Annotated in this window: 23 protein-coding genes; 13 read left to right on the top strand and 10 right to left on the bottom strand. The window is 62.3% G+C overall.

What is annotated here, in order from left to right:
• Positions 1 to 21: 21 nt before the first annotated feature.
• Positions 22 to 1,467, bottom strand: a complete 1,446-nt coding sequence (gene pyk / locus GC127_RS10380; RefSeq protein ID WP_081507474.1) for a pyruvate kinase — start codon at positions 1,465 to 1,467, stop codon at positions 22 to 24.
• 106 nt (positions 1,468 to 1,573) lie between these two features.
• Between pyk and GC127_RS10375 the strand changes: the two genes are divergently transcribed.
• The 4 genes from GC127_RS10375 (at position 1,574) to GC127_RS10360 (ending at position 4,895) form a co-directional block, all read left to right on the top strand.
• On the top strand, positions 1,574 to 2,335 hold the full coding sequence (locus GC127_RS10375) for an N-formylglutamate amidohydrolase (RefSeq protein WP_085976963.1): 762 nt from the start codon (positions 1,574 to 1,576) through the stop codon (positions 2,333 to 2,335).
• A gap of 23 nt (positions 2,336 to 2,358) precedes the next feature.
• Positions 2,359 to 2,673, top strand: coding sequence for a DUF1244 domain-containing protein (locus GC127_RS10370; protein WP_037296793.1), 315 nt, complete (start codon positions 2,359 to 2,361; stop codon positions 2,671 to 2,673).
• 53 nt (positions 2,674 to 2,726) lie between these two features.
• The gene (locus tag GC127_RS10365) at positions 2,727 to 3,422 is read left to right on the top strand and encodes a glutathione S-transferase family protein (protein ID WP_151977980.1); all 696 of its coding nucleotides are present in this window, start codon (positions 2,727 to 2,729) and stop codon (positions 3,420 to 3,422) included.
• Positions 3,423 to 3,521: 99 nt separating this feature from the next.
• Positions 3,522 to 4,895: an L-serine ammonia-lyase gene (locus GC127_RS10360; protein ID WP_037296801.1), complete on the top strand. Its 1,374-nt coding sequence runs from the start codon at positions 3,522 to 3,524 to the stop codon at positions 4,893 to 4,895.
• 206 nt (positions 4,896 to 5,101) lie between these two features.
• Here the strand turns inward: GC127_RS10360 and arsC are convergent, their stop codons facing one another.
• From arsC to GC127_RS10345, 3 genes are read right to left on the bottom strand one after another with little or no spacing between them, the layout of a single operon-like run.
• Positions 5,102 to 5,449, bottom strand: coding sequence for an arsenate reductase (glutaredoxin) (gene arsC, locus GC127_RS10355; RefSeq protein ID WP_199861225.1), 348 nt, complete (start codon positions 5,447 to 5,449; stop codon positions 5,102 to 5,104).
• The gene (locus tag GC127_RS10350; RefSeq protein WP_151977978.1) at positions 5,440 to 6,498 is read right to left on the bottom strand and encodes a quinone-dependent dihydroorotate dehydrogenase; all 1,059 of its coding nucleotides are present in this window, start codon (positions 6,496 to 6,498) and stop codon (positions 5,440 to 5,442) included. Before GC127_RS10350 ends, arsC begins: the two co-directional genes overlap by 10 nt.
• Positions 6,495 to 6,833, bottom strand: coding sequence for a DUF952 domain-containing protein (locus GC127_RS10345; protein WP_008279531.1), 339 nt, complete (start codon positions 6,831 to 6,833; stop codon positions 6,495 to 6,497). Before GC127_RS10345 ends, GC127_RS10350 begins: the two co-directional genes overlap by 4 nt.
• 98 nt (positions 6,834 to 6,931) lie before the next feature.
• Between GC127_RS10345 and GC127_RS10340 the strand changes: the two genes are divergently transcribed.
• Positions 6,932 to 7,543: a d(CMP) kinase gene (locus GC127_RS10340; RefSeq protein WP_151977976.1), complete on the top strand. Its 612-nt coding sequence runs from the start codon at positions 6,932 to 6,934 to the stop codon at positions 7,541 to 7,543.
• 23 nt (positions 7,544 to 7,566) lie between these two features.
• Here GC127_RS10340 and GC127_RS10335 read toward each other — a convergent pair whose 3' ends face one another.
• Complete coding sequence (locus GC127_RS10335; RefSeq protein WP_151977974.1) at positions 7,567 to 8,013, bottom strand: hypothetical protein; 447 nt, start codon at positions 8,011 to 8,013, stop codon at positions 7,567 to 7,569.
• Between the two features lie 226 nt (positions 8,014 to 8,239).
• On the opposite strand from GC127_RS10335, the gene GC127_RS10330 reads away from it, so the two are divergent.
• The 3 genes from GC127_RS10330 (at position 8,240) to rpsA (ending at position 11,036) form a co-directional block, all read left to right on the top strand.
• Positions 8,240 to 8,629 carry a DUF4168 domain-containing protein gene (locus GC127_RS10330; RefSeq protein ID WP_008279533.1) on the top strand — a complete coding sequence of 130 codons (390 nt, stop codon included), beginning with the start codon at positions 8,240 to 8,242 and terminating at the stop codon, positions 8,627 to 8,629.
• Positions 8,630 to 8,701: 72 nt separating this feature from the next.
• Entirely contained in the window at positions 8,702 to 9,130 is a 429-nt protein-coding gene (locus tag GC127_RS10325) for a pentapeptide repeat-containing protein (protein WP_008279535.1), read from the top strand.
• Positions 9,131 to 9,356: 226 nt separating this feature from the next.
• On the top strand, positions 9,357 to 11,036 hold the full coding sequence (gene rpsA, locus GC127_RS10320; RefSeq protein ID WP_081507470.1) for a 30S ribosomal protein S1: 1,680 nt from the start codon (positions 9,357 to 9,359) through the stop codon (positions 11,034 to 11,036).
• 313 nt (positions 11,037 to 11,349) lie between these two features.
• Here rpsA and glmM read toward each other — a convergent pair whose 3' ends face one another.
• Positions 11,350 to 12,690 carry a phosphoglucosamine mutase gene (gene glmM / locus GC127_RS10315; RefSeq protein ID WP_037296805.1) on the bottom strand — a complete coding sequence of 447 codons (1,341 nt, stop codon included), beginning with the start codon at positions 12,688 to 12,690 and terminating at the stop codon, positions 11,350 to 11,352.
• Between the two features lie 132 nt (positions 12,691 to 12,822).
• On the opposite strand from glmM, the gene GC127_RS10310 reads away from it, so the two are divergent.
• Positions 12,823 to 14,163 (top strand): UDP-glucose/GDP-mannose dehydrogenase family protein, encoded by a 1,341-nt coding sequence (locus GC127_RS10310; RefSeq protein WP_151977972.1) that lies wholly within the window; start codon positions 12,823 to 12,825, stop codon positions 14,161 to 14,163.
• Positions 14,164 to 14,167: 4 nt separating this feature from the next.
• The gene (locus GC127_RS10305; protein WP_151977970.1) at positions 14,168 to 14,941 is read left to right on the top strand and encodes an SDR family NAD(P)-dependent oxidoreductase; all 774 of its coding nucleotides are present in this window, start codon (positions 14,168 to 14,170) and stop codon (positions 14,939 to 14,941) included.
• Between the two features lie 155 nt (positions 14,942 to 15,096).
• Here GC127_RS10305 and GC127_RS10300 read toward each other — a convergent pair whose 3' ends face one another.
• The 4 genes from GC127_RS10300 to GC127_RS10285 form a co-directional block, all read right to left on the bottom strand.
• Positions 15,097 to 15,447: a RidA family protein gene (locus GC127_RS10300; RefSeq protein WP_037296808.1), complete on the bottom strand. Its 351-nt coding sequence runs from the start codon at positions 15,445 to 15,447 to the stop codon at positions 15,097 to 15,099.
• A gap of 68 nt (positions 15,448 to 15,515) precedes the next feature.
• Positions 15,516 to 15,995 carry a hypothetical protein gene (locus GC127_RS10295; RefSeq protein WP_151977968.1) on the bottom strand — a complete coding sequence of 160 codons (480 nt, stop codon included), beginning with the start codon at positions 15,993 to 15,995 and terminating at the stop codon, positions 15,516 to 15,518.
• 300 nt (positions 15,996 to 16,295) lie between these two features.
• The gene (locus tag GC127_RS10290; RefSeq protein WP_008279542.1) at positions 16,296 to 16,643 is read right to left on the bottom strand and encodes an antibiotic biosynthesis monooxygenase; all 348 of its coding nucleotides are present in this window, start codon (positions 16,641 to 16,643) and stop codon (positions 16,296 to 16,298) included.
• Positions 16,644 to 16,857: 214 nt separating this feature from the next.
• On the bottom strand, positions 16,858 to 17,169 hold the full coding sequence (locus GC127_RS10285) for an NIPSNAP family protein (RefSeq protein WP_151977966.1): 312 nt from the start codon (positions 17,167 to 17,169) through the stop codon (positions 16,858 to 16,860).
• An 81-nt stretch (positions 17,170 to 17,250) separates the two neighbouring features.
• Between GC127_RS10285 and GC127_RS10280 the strand changes: the two genes are divergently transcribed.
• The 3 genes from GC127_RS10280 (at position 17,251) to xsc (ending at position 21,532) form a co-directional block, all read left to right on the top strand.
• Positions 17,251 to 17,934 carry a helix-turn-helix transcriptional regulator gene (locus tag GC127_RS10280; RefSeq protein ID WP_008279544.1) on the top strand — a complete coding sequence of 228 codons (684 nt, stop codon included), beginning with the start codon at positions 17,251 to 17,253 and terminating at the stop codon, positions 17,932 to 17,934.
• A gap of 107 nt (positions 17,935 to 18,041) precedes the next feature.
• The gene (locus GC127_RS10275) at positions 18,042 to 19,517 is read left to right on the top strand and encodes a PLP-dependent aminotransferase family protein (protein ID WP_151977964.1); all 1,476 of its coding nucleotides are present in this window, start codon (positions 18,042 to 18,044) and stop codon (positions 19,515 to 19,517) included.
• A 239-nt stretch (positions 19,518 to 19,756) separates the two neighbouring features.
• Positions 19,757 to 21,532 carry a sulfoacetaldehyde acetyltransferase gene (xsc, locus tag GC127_RS10270; RefSeq protein WP_151977962.1) on the top strand — a complete coding sequence of 592 codons (1,776 nt, stop codon included), beginning with the start codon at positions 19,757 to 19,759 and terminating at the stop codon, positions 21,530 to 21,532.
• Positions 21,533 to 21,535 lie beyond the last annotated feature (3 nt).

Genomic DNA, 21,535 nt, shown 5'->3' with positions numbered 1-21,535 from the left:
CTTGAACTCAACAGTCCAAGTTTAACCCGGATCGGTCGCGTAAATCAAACTTTCCTGACAGGGGGCGACGCGCAGGATATTGGTCGTGCCCGGTATGTTAAAGGGCACGCCCGCCGTGACCACGATCTGATCGCTCTCGGTCGCATAGCCATGCGCCCGCGCCGCCCGCGCGGCATTGATCACCGCCATCTTGAATCGCGTCAATTCGCCGGTCATGACGCAGGTCACACCCCAGGTCAGCGCCAGCCGCCGCGCCGTGCCCAAAAGGCTGGTCAGCGCCAGAATCGGCACGCGCGGACGCTCGCGCGCAGTCAAGAGCGCGGTGGTCCCGGATTCGGTATAGCAACAAATCACCTTGATATCGGCGGTCTCGGCGATCTCGCGCGCGGCGGCAACGATCCCGTCCGCCACACTCTGCCGGTTCACACGCCGACTGGCCTCGATCACCTCGCGATAGGTCGGATCGCTCTCGACCTCGATCGCGACATTGTCCATCGTGCGCACCGCCTCGACAGGGTAATGCCCCGCCGCTGATTCCGCCGAAAGCATGATCGCATCCGATCCTTCGTAAATCGCCGTGGCCACGTCCGACACTTCGGCGCGCGTCGGCATCGGGCTGTCGATCATCGACTCGAGCATCTGCGTCGCCACGATCACCGGCTTGGCCGCAGCCCGGCAGCGCCGGATCAACCGTTTCTGGATCGGCGGCACGTTCTGCACCGGCAATTCCACGCCCAGATCGCCCCGCGCCACCATGATCCCGTCGCTGACCGCGAGGATTTCGTCAAACCGCTTCACCCCTGCCGGCTTTTCGATTTTTGACATGATCGCGGCCCGGCCGCGTACCAATTCACGCGCCTCGGTCACATCTTCGGGGCGCTGCACGAAACTCAGCGCCAGCCAATCCACCCCAAGCTCGCAGATGAATTCCAGATCCGACAGATCCTTTTCCGACAGCGCCGCCAAGGGCAGCACCACATCAGGCACATTCACGCCCTTACGATTCGAAATCGTGCCCCCGGCAATCACCTCGCAATCGGCAAACTCGGGTCCGCACGCGGTCACGCGCAGGCGGATCTTGCCATCATTCACCAGCAGGTTCGCCCCCGGTTCCAGCGCCGCGAAAATCTCGGGATGCGGCAGGCAGACACGGGTCGCATCCCCCTCTGCTTCGTCCAGGTCAAGCCGGAACGCCGCCCCGGCAACCAGATCCTCTTCGCCCTTGGCAAACACCCCAACCCGCAGCTTTGGCCCCTGCAAATCCCCCAGGATCGCAATCGGGCTGTCCAGATCCTCTTCGACCTGCCGGATGATCCGGTGCCGCTCGGCAATATCGGCCTGCGTGCCATGGCTCATATTGAGGCGAAACACATCCGCCCCCGCCTCGTGCAACGCCCGGATCGTATCATAATCGGACGAAGCCGGGCCCAGCGTGGCCACGATCTTCACATTGCGGTTGCGTCTCATCTCATGCGTCCTTCATCTTTGACATCACGGGTTATGTTAACGCTAACATCCCCCTTTTGCGCCTTATCGCGCAATTCACATTATCCCGCAACTGTTCTAAAGGACGATGACAGGAAAAACCAAGCCAATGATGTATCACCCCTTTCAGATTGTCGGCCAGGACCGCCCCGAACGCTGGCTCGTGACCTGCGATCACGCCAGCAATTGTGTACCGGAATTCGTCAACGGCGGCTGTCTTGGCGTGGCCCCTCAGGATATGGCCCGCCATATCGCCTATGATGTTGGGGCCGCCGGTGTGACGCGCGCGCTTGCCGAGGCCTTGGGTGGCCCCGCCATCCTCAGCAATTTCTCGCGCCTCGTGATCGACCCAAACCGGGGCGAGGATGACCCGACCCTCGTGATGCGCCTGTATGATGGCACGATCATTCCCGGCAATCGCCACGCGAAACCCGAGGATATCGACCGCCGCCTTAACCGGCTCTATCGCCCCTATCACACCGCCTTGGCCGAACTCGCCGCACGCCGCGCCGATACCGTCATTGTCTCGGTCCACAGCTTTACGCCGCAACTGCGCGGACGCCCACCGCGCCCTTGGCATATCGGCCTGCTCTACGCCGCCGACCAACGCTTGGCCAAGCCGCTCATCGCCCGCCTCGCCCAAGAGCCCGACCTGTGCGTCGGCGATAACGAGCCCTACACCGGCCACCTGCCCGGCGATGCCATCGCCCGCCACGCCATCGCCTATGAGCGGCCCAATGTCCTCATTGAACTGCGCAACGACCTGATCGAAACCCCCGCGCAACAGACCGCTTGGGCGCTTCGCCTCGCCCCCATCCTGCAAGAGGTCGCCGCCCAAACCGGCCTTTGACCCCACCAACAAGGAGAATGATCATGGACGACCAGACCCGCATTGAACTCGAGGCCGCCGCCTTTCGCACCCTGCGTGCGCATCTGATGGAAAAACGCGCGGATGTGCAGAACATCGACATGATGAATCTTGCCGGGTTTTGCCGCAACTGCCTCAGCCGCTGGATGCAAGAGGCCGCCAATGATCGCGGCATCGAGATGTCCAAAGACGCCGCCCGCGAACTCTTCTACGGCATGCCCTATGACGACTGGAAAGCGCAGAACCAGACCGAGGCCAGCGCCGAGCAAAAAACCGCCTTCACCAAATCCTTCGCCGAAAACGTCGACCCCAAGGACTGAGCCCGCCTTTCATCGTTCTCTAAATACTCAAATTCCCCACCCAAGAGGACAGGATGACCGCCCCCTATCGCCTGCATTACGCCCCCGACAACGCCTCGGTGATCATCCGCCTCACGCTCGAGGAATTGGGCATACCCTATGACACAGTCTTGCTCGAACGCTCCAAACAGGCCCATGCCGCCCCCGCGTATCTGGCGCTCAACCCCGGCGGGCTGATCCCCACGCTGGAAACACCCGAAGGGCCTATTTTCGAAACCGGCGCGATCCTGCTCTGGCTTGCAGACCGGCACGCCCGGCTTGCGCCTGCGCCGCAATCGCCCGACCGTGGCGATTTTCTCAAATGGCTGTTCTTCCTTGCGAACACCGCCCATACCGCCCTGCGCATAAGCTTTTATCCCGAGAAATACGTGGGGTCAGATCCCGCCGCACAGGGCCTTTTGCGCGCCACGATGCAGGCGCGCTTTGCCGATCATCTGGATATTCTGGAAACCCGCGCTGCCCCTTGGTTCTCGCCCGAAACCCCCTCGGTGCTGGATTACTATCTCGCCTGCCTGATGCGTTGGCGCGCGCTTTATCCCGAGGGCACGCGCGGCACCTATGACGCAGGCGCTTGGCCACGTCTGCACGCGCTCTTGACGCATCTTGAAACCCGCCCCGCCACAAGCCGCGTGGCCACTGCCGAAGGGCTGGGCCCCCACCCCTTCACAGCCCCCCAGTATTGCAATCCGCCCGAGGGCAGCGCCACCTGATCCGATCACATGGCAAGGAGCCACCCTTGAAGCGTCGCTTTCGGACAAGTAGATCAAGGGTTAAGCAGCGATAAGACCCACGATCAGGGAGCGCGCCACATGTTTCTATCCGTCTTCGATATGTTCAAGGTGGGCATCGGCCCTTCCTCCTCGCATACCATGGGGCCGATGGTCGCCGCCGCGCGCTTTTTGGACAAAATGCGCGCCTCCCCCTTCCATTATGCCGGATTGCGCGGCTCGCTGCACGGCAGCCTTGCCTTTACCGGCGTAGGCCACGCCACCGACCGCGCCACCATCCTTGGCCTCGCAGGCTTTCTTCCCGACACCTATGACAATGACAAGGCCGAGGCGACGCTAGAGCATATTCGCGACAGCCATAGCGTCACCCCGCCCGGCCTGCCCACGCTCAAATTCCATCCCAAGGAAGATCTGGTCTTCGATTTCGGCCCCAACCTGCCCGGCCATGCCAATGGCATGATCCTGATGGCCACCGACGCCCAAGGCGACGTGATCCTGCAGGAAACCTATTATTCCATCGGTGGCGGCTTTGTGCTGACCGACGCGGAATTGGCCGCAGGCAAGGCCACCGACGACGGCACGCCGATCCCCTACCCGTTCAAATCCGCCGCCGAGATGCTGGAAATGGCCGAACGCTCGGGCAAGAGCATCGCCCAGATGAAGCGCGCCAACGAAATCGCCCGTGGCGGCCCTGAAAACCTGCGCTCTGGCGTGGCCCGCATCTGGCAGGTGATGAACGACTGCATCGAACGCGGCCTCAACGCCGAAGGCATCCTGCCCGGCGGCCTCAAGGTCAAGCGCCGCGCCAAGGGCATCCGCGACGCGCTGGTGGCCGAGCGTGGCACCAACCTCACCGCCCCGCACAAGATCAACGACTGGATGAGCGCCTATGCCATGGCGGTGAACGAGGAAAACGCCGCTGGCGGGCAGGTTGTAACCGCGCCCACCAATGGTGCCGCTGGCGTGGTGCCTGCGGTGATCAAATACTGGCTCGAGCATGTGCCGGGCGCGCATGAAACCCAGATCGAAGAATTTCTGCTCACAGCCGCCGCCATCGGTGGTCTGGTGAAATACAACGCCTCCATCTCGGGCGCCGAGGCAGGCTGTCAGGCCGAGGTGGGCAGCGCCGCCGCCATGGGCGCGGCTGGCCTTGCCGCCGTCTTGGGCGGCACCCCCGCCCAGATTGAAAACGCCGCCGAAATCGCGCTGGAACACCATCTTGGCATGACCTGCGACCCGGTGCGCGGCCTCGTGCAGGTGCCCTGCATCGAGCGCAATGGCTTGGGCGCGATCAAGGCGGTCTCTGCCGCCTCCCTCGCCCTGCGCGGCGATGGCACCCACCTCGTGCCGCTCGACGCCTGTATCGAGACCATGCGCCAGACCGGCCTCGACATGAGCGAGAAATACAAGGAAACCTCGCTCGGTGGTCTCGCGGTCAATATCCCGAATTGTTGAAGAGGCAAGTCGCCCCACAGACCCCGCGCGAATAGCACCGAAGGTGCCGCGCGGATCGCTGGGCCGTCCCGCGGCCTAGCGATTTTGAGAGGGCGCGCAATTCAGATGGGTCACACGGACTTGGCTGGCATAAACTGGCATCCACGTCCGTTGTTTCGCTAGTCCCCGGCCCAGCGACCGCGCGTCTCACCGCTTGGCGCAAATAGTCACAAAACCTCCAGCACCGCCTCCGGTGGCCGCCCGATCACCGCACGCGCGGCCCCGATCGCAATCGGACGCTCAATGAGGATCGGATGCGCCGCCATCGCCGCCAACAGATCCTCCGCCGCACTCTCGCGCCCCAATCCCAGCGCCTTGAACTGCGGCTCACAGGGGCGCATCATCTCAATCGGCGCACAGCCCAACAGCACCAAAACAGCCCGCAACTCTGCCACAGCCGGCGCATCCTCCAGATAGCGCCGCACAACCACCTCTGCCCCATGCTCCTCCAACAGCGCCAAACCAGCGCGCGATTTGGAACAGCGCGGATTGTGCCAATAGGTGATCACAGCCATGCGTCCCGCCCGGTGCCCACGGCCTCCGCCACGCTGCCAAACCCATCCCGCTGCAACAACCGCTCCAGACCCCGGGCAATCTCTGCGACCAAAGACATCCCCTGATAGACCAGCGCCGAATAAAGCTGCACGGCACTCGCCCCGGCGCGGATCTTGGCATAGGCCTGCTCTGCGCTGGCAATCCCGCCCACACCAATCAGCGGCATTTCCCCGCCCGTCAGTTGCGACAGCCGCGCCAATACCCGCGTTGATTTCTCGAACAATGGCTGCCCCGACAGCCCCCCCGCCTCACCCTTCGCGGCACTCATCAGCCCCTCACGGCCCAGCGTCGTATTGGTGGCAATGATGCCATTCAGGCCCGAGGCCCGCGCCACATCGGCAATCTCGCTCAATTCCGCATCGCTCAGATCCGGCGCGATCTTGAGGAAAATGGGGATCGGCTGCGGCAACCAATCGCGCGCCTCCATGACCCCTTTCAAGAGACCCATCAGCGCCTCCGCCCCCTGCAATTCGCGCAGCTTCTCGGTGTTGGGGCTGCTGACATTGACCGTTGCGAAATCCAGATGCGCCCCGCAATGCGCCAGCACGCGGGCAAAATCCTCGGCCCGGTCGGCGCTGTCCTTGTTGGCCCCAAGGTTAAGACCGATCACCGCGTCGCGTGGCCGCGCCGCCAACCGCGCCGCCGCCGCTTCCATACCTGCATTGTTGAACCCGAATCGGTTGATCACCGCCCGGTCTTCATTCAGCCTGAAGAGCCGCGGGCGCGGGTTGCCCGGCTGTGCGCGCGGCGTTACCGCCCCCACCTCGATAAATCCAAATCCGGCACGGGCAAGCGGCCCCAGCGCCTCGGCGTTCTTGTCAAACCCCGCCGCCAATCCCACCGGATTGGGCAGGCGCAACCCCGCCAGATTGGTCCGCAGCCGCGCGCTCGTATAGGCCCCCGGTGCGGGCACCAAACCCAGTTGCAACGCCCGGAGCGCCAGACCATGCGCCCGCTCCGGATCAACCCGGTGCAAAAGGCTGAGGCCAAGACGCTCCATCCCGCTCATTCCAGACCTGCCGGAAACTGATGCACGCCGTCCACCAGCGGCAAAGGCTGTGCCCATGCCACATCCGAAAGGCGCATCTCGCGGTAGAGATGCGGGAATAGCGCGCCACCGCGCGACACCTCCCATTTTAGCGCCTCGCCCAGCCGGTCCACGGCAACCGCCACCAGCATCAGGCCCTCGGCCCCGGCAAAATGCTTGGCCGCCGTTTCCGCCGCCTGTTCAGCGGTGGAAAAATGCACATAGCCATCGGCCAGATCGACCGGCGCGCCAGCACTCTCGCCCGCCGCCCGCAGTTGGGCCCATTCCGGCCCACGCAATATCTTGTATATCATCATAGAGGCGTGATGCCTTGGCCCTGCGCGCACGTCAAGCGATGCTTGAGGCCCGCGCCCCAATCGGCTAGTCAGAGGGTCCGATCACGAAAGGGCAGCCCATGGCATTCACCATCGCAATCGACGGCCCCGCAGCGGCGGGCAAAGGCACCATTGGCCGTGCTTTGGCCGCGCATTTCGGCTTTGCTCATCTGGACACTGGGCTGCTCTACCGCGCCACCGGGCGGCGGATGCTCACCGGGCTCGATCCGGTCGAGGCCGCCCAATCCCTGCGCGCCGAGGATCTCGACGCCGATGATCTGCGCACCCCGGATGTCAGCCAGGCCGCCAGCCGCGTGGCCGCCATCCCCGAGGTGCGCCAAGCGCTGCTCGATTTCCAACGCGCCTTTGCCCGGCGTGCAGGCGGGGCCGTGCTAGACGGGCGCGACATCGGCACCGTCATCTGCCCCGAGGCCGAGGTCAAACTCTACGTCACCGCCGCCGATGCCGAGCGCGCCCGCCGCCGCCACGTTGAACTGACCGGCAAGGGCCATGACGTGACCCTCGAAGAGGTGGCCCAAGACCTGCGCGACCGCGACGCCCGCGACAGCGCCCGGGCCACCGCCCCCCTCAAACCCGCCGAAGACGCGGTGCTGCTCGACACCTCTGAAATGACCATCGAAGAGGCAATTGGCAAGGCTGTGGCAGAGGTTGAAAAGCGGCGTACTGCATAAGCTTGGATTACGTAATCCCAAGCCTATCGCGAAGAGACCACCACAACTTCTCGTCGCCCACCGAGAGTAAGAACAAGGCCCAAAATTACAAAAATCGCACCTGCGATGAAGCCCACGAACATGGACGCGCCGACCATCAAACCGCCTCCAATCGTCGCGCCAACTGCTGTTGCCGCTTCAGTTCCCGAAGCTGATGCGTCTGAAATCATGGACGACCCCACTTGCGCACTAAGGCCGGTCATAAACAACGGCATTGCAATGAATAGAACGCCCACCATGAGGCAACCCCGCCCCCAAGCGCGTCTTCCAGAGGGTGCAAACAATGCTGCAAGCGCTGTGATGGCGAGAACGACTAGGAAGACAATGTTGCTTCCGCCACCAGAGACAAATAGCGCTGCGAGTGGTGACGCGACAATTGCCGCCAACACGCCCATCACCAATGCAGCCAGCACCTTTGAAAGCGTTCTCATTCAAGTTACCTCTTTTCGATACAAGGAAATTTCTAGCATCATTGGTGCGCAAAGGTAGCTATGTCTACACTCAAAAAGTGTGGATCGCCATCGTGACCGCCGCCCAAGGGTGAAGCCCCTTCCGGCGAGATGCCGCCCATCCGGTTGCATGCCCGGCCATGGTCCTTAGGTTTGTCTGCAACAGGCCCATCCTGTTGCACTTGAACCAGACCAGAAAGGAGGCAGCATGTCCTTCCACAAGACACTGACCGCATCCACCGCCGCCCTCGCCTTGGCGCTTGCTGCGGCCCCGATGACCGTGTTCACCGCCCAGAGTGCGGTGGCGCAAGAGGCCGCAGAGTATTCCGGAGACCAGCTTGACGCCTTCACCAGCGCCCTGATCGAAGTGGCCAGCGTGCGCGAGAAATACACCCCCCTCCTCCAGAGCGCCGAAACCGAGGATCAGCAAACCGCCATCATTAAAGAGGCCAATGCCGAGATCACCGACGTGATCGAGACAACGGACGGCATAACCATGGACAGCTATCTCGAAATCGCGCAGGCCGCGAGCCAGGATCAGGCGCTGAACCAACGCATCATCAAGCGCGTTCAAGCCCAGAACGAAACCCTCCAGTAACCTATGAACACCGGGGGCACCCCGCCCCCGGTTCTTTCACCCTGTGACTGGAACACCCCGGAGACCTATGCGATGACCCGCCCCCTCGCCTTGGCCGCCTGCCTCATGGCATTGGCAACCCCCACTTTCAGCGATTCGACCGAACTCAGCGATACCGGCTCTTGCCCCGGTTGCGATCTGACAAAGGCGGCTTTTGCCGGTCAGGCCTTCGTCGGGGCCAACCTCATCGGGGCCACGCTCGAGGATAGCGATTTTTCCACCACCGACCTCTTTCTTGCCCAGTTGGACGAGGCCCGCGCCGACCGCATCAACCTGCGCAATGCCTCGCTCAAGGCCGCAACCTTTGTTGGGGCCTCCCTGCGCGACGCCGACTTTCGCGGCGCGGACCTGTCCGGGGCTAGGCTCAAGGACGCCGACATCACCAACGCCCGCTTTGACGGGGCGATCCTGTGCAACACCGTGATGCCTGACGGCGAACTCAGCCGTGAAACCTGCCGATAAAGACCGGCTCCGGCCTCCGCCCCCGACAGGCTTGATTATCCCGCCAAGCCCCTGTATACGCGCGCCTGTCACCAAAGGCGAATAAGGCCACAGGACACAAGAGATCGAGCAGGGTCGGAACCACCGGCCCTCTTTGTTTTGTGACCCGCCCGACCAACGAAACCCTGAAAGACCGGCGGAGACAACCGCTCGGCCAGAAAACCGTTAAAAGGAAACCAGAGACCACATGGCTCAACATACATCTATGGAGGAATTCGAAGCCCTCTTGAACGAAAGCTTCGAAATGGACACACCCGAGGAAGGGTCTGTTGTCAAAGGCAAGGTCATCGCAATCGAAGCGGGCCAAGCCATCATCGACGTCGGCTACAAAATGGAAGGCCGCGTTGATCTGAAAGAATTCGCAAATCCCGGCGAGACCCCCAACATCTCCGTTGGCGATGAGGTCGAAGTGTTCCTGCGGTCCGCCGAGAACGCCAAGGGCGAAGCCGTGATCAGCCGCGAGATGGCCCGCCGCGAAGAGGCATGGGACCGTCTTGAAAAGGCCTATGCCGACGAAGAGCGCGTTGATGGGGCCATCTTTGGCCGCGTCAAAGGTGGCTTTACCGTCGATCTGGGCGGTGCCGTGGCCTTCCTGCCCGGCTCTCAGGTCGATGTCCGCCCCGTGCGTGACGCAGGCCCGCTGATGGGTCTCAAGCAGCCGTTCCAGATTCTCAAGATGGACCGTCGCCGGGGCAATATCGTCGTGTCGCGCCGTGCCATCCTCGAAGAATCGCGCGCGGAACAGCGCGCCGAGGTGATCGGCAACCTGACCGAAGGCCAGACCGTTGACGGTGTGGTCAAGAACATCACCGAATACGGCGCCTTCGTCGATCTGGGCGGTGTGGACGGCCTCTTGCATGTCACCGACATGGCATGGCGTCGCGTCAACCACCCCTCCGAGATCCTGACAATCGGCGAAACCGTCAAGGTGCAGGTCATCAAGATCAACAAAGACACGCACCGCATCTCGCTGGGCATGAAGCAGCTGCAAGAAGATCCGTGGGATCTGGTTGCCGCCAAATACCCGCTGGAATCGACCCATACGGGCCGCGTGACCAACATCACCGATTACGGCGCATTTGTTGAGCTGGAGCCGGGCGTCGAAGGTCTGGTGCACGTTTCGGAAATGTCCTGGACCAAGAAAAACGTCCACCCCGGCAAGATCGTGTCGACCTCGCAAGAAGTCGAAGTCATGGTGCTGGAAATCGACGGGGCCAAGCGCCGCGTGTCGCTCGGTCTCAAGCAGACCATGCGCAACCCGTGGGAAGTGTTTGCAGAAACACACCCCGAGGGCACCGAGGTCGAGGGCGAAGTCAAGAACATCACCGAATTCGGTCTCTTCATCGGTCTCGAAGGCGAGATCGACGGCATGGTCCACCTCTCGGACCTCAGCTGGGACGAGCGCGGCGAAGATGCCATCCAAAGCTACAAAAAGGGTGACATGGTTCATGCCGTTGTATCCGAAGTCGACATCGAGAAAGAGCGTATCTCGCTCTCGATCAAGGCTCTGGGCGGCGACAAGTTCTCCGAGGCCGTCGGTGGCGTCAAGCGTGGCTCGGTGATCACCGTTGCCGTGACCGCGATCGAGGATGGTGGCATCGAAGTGGAATACGAGGGCATGAAGTCCTTTATCCGCCGCTCCGACCTCAGCCGTGACCGTGCCGATCAGCGCCCCGAGCGTTTCTCGGTCGGCGACAAGCTCGACGTGCGCGTGACCAATGTCGACGCCAAGACCCGCCGTCTGGGTCTGTCGATCAAGGCCCGCGAAATCGCCGAAGAAAAAGAAGCCGTCGAACAGTATGGCTCCTCCGATTCGGGTGCATCGCTCGGCGACATCCTCGGCGCAGCCCTCAAGGGCGACCGCTAAGCAAACCGCAACCGGCCCCGCGCCGGTTGCAATGCGCCAGACACGAAGCGGCCCCACCGATCCGGCGGGGCCGTTTTGCGTTTGGGGGGGAAAGGTTTTTAACTCTATTCAGCCCTCGGAATGTCCCCGCGCGGAACAAGGCGCGGCACGCGCCGCCGCGCGGATCGCTGGGCCGTCCCGCGGCCTAGCGATGCTGAGGCGTTGCGCGACACTTCGAAGCCATACGGATTTTGCTGGCATAAATTGCCAGTTACAGATGTTGCGTCGCTAGTCCCCGGCCCTGCAATCCACGCAGCTCATCTCGTGATACCCCTCAGCTCTCCTGCCGCACCGCACCCACCACCGAGTCCATCACCTGATCCAGAACCCCCGGATTAAGCGCCTCTGCCATCACCCGGATCATCGGCTCGGTCCCCGAGGGCCGCACCAAGAGCCGCCCATCGCCCCCCAACAGCTTCTCCGCCGCCGCCACGGCGCTTTGCACCGCATCGGTCGCCATCGGGTTCTTGCCCTTGGCAAAGCGCACATTGATCAACTTCTGCGGCACCGGCTCGAACACCTGCGCCAGACTGCTGGCCTTTTCGCCCGTCTCGACCATCGCCGCCAGAAACTGCAACGCGCCGATCAAACCGTCACCGGTGGTGGCATAATCGGTCATCACGATATGGCCTGACTGCTCTCCACCAAGGTTATGACCGCCCGCGCGCATCTCTTCGACCACATAGCGATCCCCCACCGCCGTGCGCTTGAGCGCAATGCCCTGCGCCTCCAGATGCCGCTCCAGCCCCAGATTGGACATCACGGTCGCCACCAGAGTATTGCCCGCCAGACGCCCCTCACGTGCCCAGCGCGTGGCAATCAGCCCCATGAACTGATCCCCATCTGCGATCCGCCCCTGTTCGTCGATCAACACCACCCGATCAGCATCGCCATCCAGACAGATGCCCAGATCGGCCCGCGTCTCCAGCACCCGGCGCGCAGCGGCCTGCGGCTTGGTCGATCCACAATCGAGGTTGATGTTGAACCCGTCCGGCTCCACCCCCATCGGGATCACCTCAGCCCCCAATTCCCAGAGCACCTCCGGCGCCGTGCGATACGCCGCGCCATTGGCACAATCGAGCACGATCCGCAGCCCCTCCAGCCGCCGGCGATGCGGAAAGGTGGTCTTGGCATATTCCACATAGCGCCCGCGCGCATCCTCGATCCGCTTGGCCCGGCCGATCTTCTCCGGTGCCGCCAGCCGCGCGCCCTCATCCAGAAGCCGCGCAATCCCCGCCTCCGCCTCATCGCTCAGCTTGTAACCATCCGGCCCAAACAGCTTGATCCCATTGTCCGAGGCCGGGTTGTGACTGGCAGAAATCATCACCCCCACATCGGCGCGCAAACTATGGGTCAGATACCCAATCGCCGGCGTCGGCACCGGCCCCAGCAGAAACACGTTCATACCCGTCGAGGTGAATCCCGCCGTCAGCGCATATTCGATCATATAGCCCGACAACCGCGTATCCTTGCCGATCACAACGCGGTGCTCTTGCTTGTCGCGGCGAAAATATCCCCCCGCCGCCGCCCCAAGACGCAGCGCCACATCCGCTGTCATCGGCCAGCTATTCGCCTGCCCCCGAACCCCGTCCGTCCCAAACAGCTTTGCCGCCATCGTCTCTCTCCTTATCCACCCAACGCCACAGGCTTACCTGTTTTCCCCTACAGGACACCACAGCGCGTTGACACACCCGAGTCGACCCCCAATACAGTCTAATCCAGAGGTTTGCGTCAAAGGGCATGTAACATGAAAATTGCGATGATCGGAACGGGCTACGTGGGCCTTGTCTCGGGGGTATGTTTTTCCGATTTCGGCCATGACGTGACCTGCGTCGATAAAAACCCCGACAAGATCGCCATGCTCCTGCGCGGCGAGGTGCCGATCTTCGAGCCCGGGCTTGACGCGCTCATGGCCAAGAATGTCGAGGCCGGTCGCCTCCGCTTCACCACCGATCTGGCCCAGGCCATCGACGGCGCCGAGGCCGTGTTCATCGCCGTGGGCACCCCAACCCGGCGCGGCGACGGGCACGCCGACCTCAGCTATGTCATGGCCGCCGCCGAGGAAATCGCCCGCGCCGCCTCAGAGTATGTGGTGATCGTCACCAAATCCACCGTCCCCGTCGGCACCAACCGCGCCGTCAAGAAGGTGATCAAAAAGGCCAACCCGAACCTTGACTTCGATGTCGCCTCCAACCCCGAATTCCTGCGCGAAGGGGCAGCCATCGACGATTTCATGAAACCCGACCGCGTCGTCGTCGGTGTCCAGACCGACCGCGCCGCCGATGTCATGGCCGCGATTTACCGCCCCCTCTACCTGCGTGATTTTCCCATCGTCACCACCGATCTCGAATCCGCCGAGATGATCAAATACGCCGCCAACGCCTTTCTCGCGACCAAGATCACCTTCATCAACGAAATCGCGGCGCTGTGCGAACGCACCGGCGCGGATGTGAAACAGGTCAGCCACGGCATCGGCCTTGATGGCCGCATCGGCAACAAATTCCTGCACGCAGGCCCCGGCTATGGCGGCTCCTGCTTTCCCAAGGACACCCGCGCCTTGGCCCGCATCGGTCAGGATCACGGCCTGCCCATGCAGATCACCGAAAAAGTCATCACCGTGAACGAAGAAATGAAACGCCGCATGATCGACAAACTGCTCGATCTTTGCGACGGCTCTTTCAACGGCAAGACCATCGCAATCCTTGGCGTCACCTTCAAACCCAATACCGATGACATGCGCGATGCCCCCGCGCTCACCATCATTCCCGCCCTTGTCGGCGGCGGTGCGCGCGTCCGCGTCACCGACCCACAAGGCCAGCGCGAGGGCGAGGCGCTCTTGCCCGGCGTGTCTTGGCAAGAAGACCCCTATAAATGCGCCAACAAGGCCGATCTTTTGGTCCTACTCACCGAATGGAACGAATTCCGCGCCCTCGACCTCAAGCGTCTGGCGCGCAAGATGACCAGCCCCCGCATGGCCGACCTGCGCAATATCTACTCGGTCAAGGATGCCAAACGCGCCGGCTTCATCGCCTATGACAGCATCGGCCGCCCCGCCTATCGCCAAGACGCCACCCCGCAACAGGACTAAGCCCATGACCGACAGCCCAAAAACCGCCGCCCCGAAAACCGCTGTCGTCACCGGGGCCGCGCGCGGCATCGGCCTGGCCACCACCCGGCAATTTCTGGCCATGGGCTGGCGTGTGGTGATGATCGACCGCGACGCCGCAGCCCTGCAAAAGGCGGCAAGCCCGCTCTCGGGCGTTGATCCGGTGCTCTGCGATGTCTCGCAGCCCGATCAGGTGGCGCAGATGGCCGCCCATGTCACCGCCACCGCCCCCTCGGTTGACGCCCTTGTTAACAACGCGGGCGTGGCCGATTTCGGCCCCCTCGCCGAAACCGATTTCGCCCGTTGGCGCATCGTGATGGACACCAATCTCGACGGTGTGTTCCTGATGAGCCAAGCACTGCGCCCGGCGCTCTGTGCCGCCCGCGGTGCCATCGTCAACATCGCCTCCATCTCTGGCCTGCGCGCCTCGACCCTGCGCGTGGCCTATGGCACCTCCAAGGCCGCCGTCAAACACCTGACCCTGCAACAGGCGGCGGAATTGGGCGAATTCGGCGTGCGCGCCAATTGCGTCTGCCCCGGCCCGGTCGCGACCAAACTCGCCATGGCCGTGCATACCCCCGACATCATCGCCGCCTATCACGATGCGATCCCCCTCAACCGCTACGGCAGCGAGGATGAAATCGCATCGGTCATCACCTTCCTCTGCTCACCCGCCGCCAGCTACGTGACCGGCCAGATCATCGCCGTCGATGGCGGGTTCGAGGCGACGGGCATCGGCCTGCCCGCCCTGCGCAGCTAAGGCGCGCAAGAAAAACCCGCCCCGGATCACTCCAAGGCGGGTTCTAATTCGTGGTTCACGCCCTGGGCCTGACCCGGGGCCTCTCGCCCAGCAAAGCAAAGATCCCGGGTCAAACCCGGGACACGCATCACAAGACGCAAAGACGGGGCAAACCCTTACGCCTGCGCCGCCGTCACGATGAATTCGACCAGATAATCCGGCGTCGCAAGCTTCGCCTCACCCGCCGCGCGCGCGGGCGTGTGGCCCTGCGGCACCCAGGCATCCCAAACCGCGTTCATCTCGGCAAAATCCTTCATATCCGCCAGCCACACGATGGTTTGCAGAATGCGCGTCTTGTCGCTTCCGGTCTCGGCCAACAAGGCATCGACCTGCGCCAGACAGCTTTTGGTCTGCTCGGTCACATTGTCACCGGGCTTGCCAACCTGCCCTGCCAGATAGACAATGCCGTTATGCACAACCGCTTGGCTCATGCGGGGGCCGGTATGAAGACGGGTAATCTCACTCATGGGATGTCCTTTCAGATGTGGTCCTGCCCCTTTTAGGCAGCCCATCCCGCCCGCGCCAGTGCCAATCTCTACATCCACCACCGCGCCCGGTCATGCCGGGCCAACCAGCCGCCCACACTGAAATGATCCCGGCGGATCAGCAGCACCAAGGCGATCAGCGCCGCCAGAACCGCCAGATCAATCACCTGATTGCGGTTTACCGGGAATCCCCGCTCATTGACGGCGAAGGGATCAAAAAATCCCTCCCAGCGCCGCGTCACGGTAAAGAAATGCATGATCAACAGGCTGCCATAGGAAAAATACCGCAGCACCCCCAGCGCAACCAACAGGCAGAGCGCGATCTGCCCGCCCCCCGCAAGGTACACTTGGCTCAGGCTCACCTCGACCCCGTCGAAATTGCGCGCAAGATCCTGATACTGCCCCGGCGTGATGATCTTATGCGCCGCCCACAGGAAAATGAACCACGCCAATCCCAACCGCAGCACCAACAGCGCCACAGCATCGATCTTGTCCTGCGACGACAGAGTAATCTTTTCATGAATTGCCATATGCACCGATCCCCGTTCCAAACACCCATTGGCTAACGGCATCACCACATGGGTACAAATCACAGCTTGGCGAAGATTGTGTCAGCCCCCTGCACCTTGCTCCTTTTCTACCGCGTCCCTGCGCCCCTCACCATCACGCCCGCGCCCTGCGCCTAGCCGGGGCATGCCAGTCAAATCCTTGGCGCTCGAAATCCTTGCCCGAAACCCAGCCACAGCGCCCTTGCGCGCCTGATCTCGCCAGCCCCGTCTCAGCGTTCTGCCAGACCTCTGGCGTCAACATCCGCCACCGTGCACCCCAGCTCAGCCGCCATGCGCCGCACGACTGTCTTCGGGGGCTTCATCCCGCTCATGCATGCCGTAATCCCGGATCACGCTGACCACCCGCAAACGGTAGTCGTCAAACATCACCTGACGCCCCGCCCTTTGCGCCCCGCGATGTTCCGCCAGTTGCCGCCACCGGATCACCGCCGCCTCATCCTCCCAAAACGACAGCGACAAAAGCTTGCCGGGTTGGGTCAGGCTCTCAAACCGCTCGACGCTGATAAAGCCGGGAATCGCCTCGGCCAGCGGGCGCATCTTGGCCGCCATCTCCAGATACGGCTCCTTTTGCCCCTCACCGGGGATCACCTCGAATATCACTGCAATCATCTCACACCCTCCCGCTTGCCTGCGCCGTTTGCCATTACTGCGGTCCTTGGCTGCATACTGTGACCGCTTGCCTTGGCTCTCTGCCTTAGCCTATGGCCTCGGCTCTCTTCCACGGCTTTTTGCCTCGGCTTTCCGCTTGGGCGGCACTCCTCCACCATGGCCGCTTGCCCCCGTCTGCCGCCTGCGCACCACCGCGCCAGCCCGACAGTTTCCATCATCCCCCTCCGCTCACCAGCTTCAGGAAAATGCGGTCCTCACGCAACAAGAACCTCTCGCGCTGCGCAAACTCATAGTTCTCGCGCCCCAGCGGATCATCGGCCAGCCGCCCGCGATAGGCCTCATAAGCTGCCAAAGAGGGGATGTTGTAAATGCCATAGGCCAGCGTGCTGCTGCCTTCATGCGGGGCATAATATCCGATCAGATCCGCCCCACAGCGCGGGATCGCCTCACCCCAGTTGCGGGCATATTGTGCAAACTCCTCTCTCTTGGTTGGGTCGATATGATAGCGAATCACACATGTCAGCATGGCACGGCACTCCTTTCCAAATGGTTGCAGCCCCAGATCTACCCGATTGCGCGGCGTTAATGCTTCGGCTACCATCGAACTATGAAAACAGGCCCCGACATCGCCCGCATCGCCGCCCTCATCGGCGACCCGGCCCGCGCCAACATCCTGACCGCTTTGATGAGCGGCAAGGCACTCACCGCCACCGAACTGGCGGCAGAGGCGGGCGTGACCGCGCAAACCGCCTCCGCTCATCTTGCCCGTCTCGAAGCAGGCGGTCTTGTCACCCAAGCGCGACAGGGGCGGCACAAATACACCCGCCTCGCCTCGGATGAGGTGGCGCATCTTATTGAGGCCCTGATGGGCATCGCGGCAGGCGCGGGCCACCTGCGCACCCGCCCCGGTCCGCGCGACCCGGCTTTGCGCCGCGCCCGCGTCTGTTACAACCACCTCGCGGGCGACATGGGCACCCGGATGTATGACAGCCTGCGCGCACGCGGCTTTCTCCAGCAGGACGACACAACCCTCACGCTCACCGACAGCGGCCACCGCTTCATCACCTCCCTCGGGCTTGACCCAGACCACCTCCCGTCGCCCCGCACAGCCATGTGCCGCGACTGCCTCGACTGGTCCGAACGGCGCGCCCATCTGGCCGGGCGTCTGGGGCGTGGCCTGCTCGCGCATATCGAGGCTCTGGGTTGGGCGCACCGCGTCCCCGGCACCCGGATCGTCCGATTCACCCCAAAGGGCGACACGGCCTTCAACGCCGCCTTTCCGACGCCGTGACCGACCTTACAAAATCCCCTTACGGACCTTACACAGCTTACGATCCCCAGCCGCGCACCACACCAGACCAGATTGCGCACGCCATAAGTCCAGTCTAATCTGTCCCCATGGCGATTCCGGTCGAAACCTTTTTTCTCGCCCCCGAGGCTGAGGGCACGCTTCAGGCGCAGATCCAGCAGATGATCGCGCAGGGCATCCTGTCAGGCCGCTTTCGCAAGGGCGAGAAACTGCCCTCTTCCCGCAAACTCGCCGCACATCTGGGTGTCAGCCGCATCACCGTGACCCTGGCCTTGACCGAATTGCAGGCCAATGATTACCTCGCCTCGCGCGACCGTTCCGGCTACTATGTCTCTGAAAACGCACCAGAACCTCCGGCCTTCACAGCCCCCGCACCACGCGGCGACACGATTGATTGGTCCCGTGCACTTGGCCGCCGCTTCACCGGCGGCGATACGCCCGAAAAGCCACAGGATTGGGCGCGTTACCCCTATCCCTTCATCTACGGCCAGACCGATCCCGCGCTCTTCGATCACGCCAACTGGCGCCACTGCGCGCTACAGGCGCTTGGGGCCAAGGATTTTCTGGCCCTCACCGCAGATTACTACGATCAGGACGATCCCAAACTGATCGAGTTTATCGCCCGCCACACTTTGCCGCGTCGCGGCATCATCGCGCAACCCGATGAAATCCTTGTCACAATGGGCGCGCAGAACGCTTTATGGCTTACCGCGCAGGTGCTCTTGACCCAACGCCGCACCGCCGCGATCGAAAACCCCTGCTACCACGCTCTGCGCGACATTCTCATGCAATCGCGTTGTCACCTCATGCCGGTGGACGTCGACCGCGACGGTCTGCCGCCGGAAAACCTGCCCGATGAGGCCGACGTGATCTTTACCACGCCCAGCCATCAGGCCCCGACCAACGCCACCATGCCCCTTGCGCGGCGCAAGGCGCTGCTCACCCGCGCCGCCGAGATGGAGGCGCTGATCGTCGAGGATGACTACGAGTTCGAGGTCTCCTTTCTCCGCGCGCCCCTTCCGGCCCTGAAATCCCTCGATACCGAGGGGCGGGTGATCTACGTGGGTTCCTTCTCCAAGTCGATCTTTCCGGGCCTAAGGCTTGGCTATCTTGTTGGTTCCAAATCATTTATTCGAGAGTGTCGCGCCCTGCGCGCCTCGGTTCTGCGCCATCCGCCGGGCCATATTCAGCGCACAGCGGCCTATTTCCTCTCTTTGGGTCACTACGACAGCCTCGTGCGCCGCATGGGTCAGGTCTTTGCGCGCCGCCGCAGCGTGATGGAGAGCGCCTTGGCTGATCACGGTCTTGACGTCGCCGGGCGTGGCGTTTTTGGCGGCTCCTCCATCTGGATGCAGGCTCCGGATCACATAGACATGGGCCAGATTGATAACGCCCTCCGGCAGTCGGGCGTGTTGATCGAGCCGGGGCATCCTTTCTTTCACGGCACCGACAGACCACGCAATTTCTATCGTCTCGCTTATTCCTCGATCCCTTCAGACCGCATCCCCCAAGGAATTGCCCATATCGCGCGGGAATTGGCCTCGGCCTTCGGACAGGGCTCTTAGGAGATGAATTCAAATATTATTAAATATAATCAACATATTAGAAGATTTCGCCATTCATCCATCAGAGCAGCCAGAAAACTATAACTTCCAATTTTTGATACCCAGATTCTCATTTTTAAAATCTTCTGGCCTTACCCTACGTTGCCTTCTGGCCCTAGAAGTAACCCCCACACACCGCTAGTTTCGCTTCAGATATCCCTTTAACCGCCACTGCGCGCCCGATCCAGAGGACCCAGCCGATGAAGATGACCACCGAAGAGGCCTTTGTCAAAACCCTGCAACTGCATGGAATCCAACACGCTTTTGGGATCATTGGCTCTGCCATGATGCCGATCTCGGATATTTTCCCCAAGGCCGGGATCACCTTTTGGGACTGCGCGCATGAGGGCTCTGCCGGCATGATGGCCGATGGCTACACGCGTGCCACCGGCAAGATGTCGATGATGATCGCTCAGAACGGTCCCGGCATCACAAATTTCGTGACCGCCGTCAAAACCGCCTATTGGAACCATACCCCCTTGCTGCTCGTGACCCCGCAAGCCGCCAACAAGACCATTGGTCAGGGCGGCTTCCAAGAGGTCGAACAGATGAAACTGTTCGAAGATATGGTCGCCTATCAGGAAGAGGTGCGCGACCCTACCCGCATCGCCGAAACCCTTAACCGTGTGATTCTCAAAGCAAAACGTGCATCCGCACCAGCCCAGATCAACATCCCCCGCGATTTCTGGACCCAAGTCATCGACATCGAATTGCCCGCAATTGTCGAGTTTGAGCGCCCCTCGGGTGGCGAAGGCGCGATTGCCGATGCTGCCAAACTGCTGACCGAGGCCAAGTTTCCCGTCATCCTCAACGGCGCGGGCGTGGTGCTCGCGGATGGTATCGACGCCTCGCGCCAACTGGCCGAGCGTCTCGATGCCCCGGTCTGCGTCGGCTATCAGCACAATGACGCCTTCCCCGGCTCTCACCCGCTTTTCGCCGGGCCTTTGGGCTATAACGGTTCAAAAGCAGGGATGGAGCTGATCTCGCGCGCCGATGTCGTGCTCTGCCTTGGCACCCGCCTCAACCCGTTCTCGACCCTGCCGGGATACGGCGTCGACTATTGGCCCAAAGAGGCCAAAATCATTCAGGTCGACATCAACCCCGACCGTATCGGCCTCACCAAGAAAGTAACCGTGGGCATCGTCGGCGACGCCAAGAAAGTCGCCACTTCGATCCTCGCCCATTTGGGTGAAAGCGCGGGCGACACCGACCGCGCCGACCGCAAAGCCTTGATCGCACAGACAAAATCGACATGGGCACAACAGCTCAGCTCGATGGACCACGAGGATGACGATCCCGGCACAAGCTGGAACGAGCGCGCCCGCGCTGACAAACCCGATTGGATGAGCCCCCGTATGGCTTGGCGCGCGATCCAATCCGCCCTGCCGCGCGAAGCGATCATTTCCTCCGACATCGGCAACAATTGCGCCATCGGCAACGCGTATCCGTCGTTTGAAGAGGGCCGCAAATATCTCGCCCCCGGCCTCTTTGGCCCCTGCGGTTATGGCCTGCCCTCCATCGTTGGTGCAAAAATCGGCCAGCCCGATGTGCCGGTTGTGGGCTTTGCCGGCGACGGTGCCTTTGGCATCGCGGTCAACGAACTGACCGCCATCGGTCGCGGCGAATGGCCCGCCGTGACGCAGATCGTGTTCCGCAACTACCAGTGGGGTGCCGAAAAGCGTAACTCAACCCTTTGGTTTGACGACAACTTCGTCGGAACAGAGTTGGATCAACAGGTTAGCTATGCCGGTATCGCGCAGGCCTGTGGCCTCAAGGGCGTCATCGCCCGCACGATGGAGGAACTGACCGACGCGCTCAACACCGCGATCAAGGATCAGATGGAACACGGCAAGACCACGCTTATCGAGGCCATGATCAATCAGGAACTGGGTGAACCGTTCCGTCGCGACGCGATGAAGAAACCCGTGGCTGTCGCCGGGATCGACCCCGCCGACATGCGCGAGCAGCAGGTCTGACCC

Source organism: Roseovarius sp. EC-HK134, from assembly GCF_902498815.1.
Taxonomy (GTDB): Bacteria; Pseudomonadota; Alphaproteobacteria; order Rhodobacterales; family Rhodobacteraceae; genus Roseovarius; species Roseovarius mucosus_A.
The sequence above is the reverse complement of the archived record's forward strand: the minus strand, read 5'-3'. Positions and strand labels throughout refer to the sequence as shown.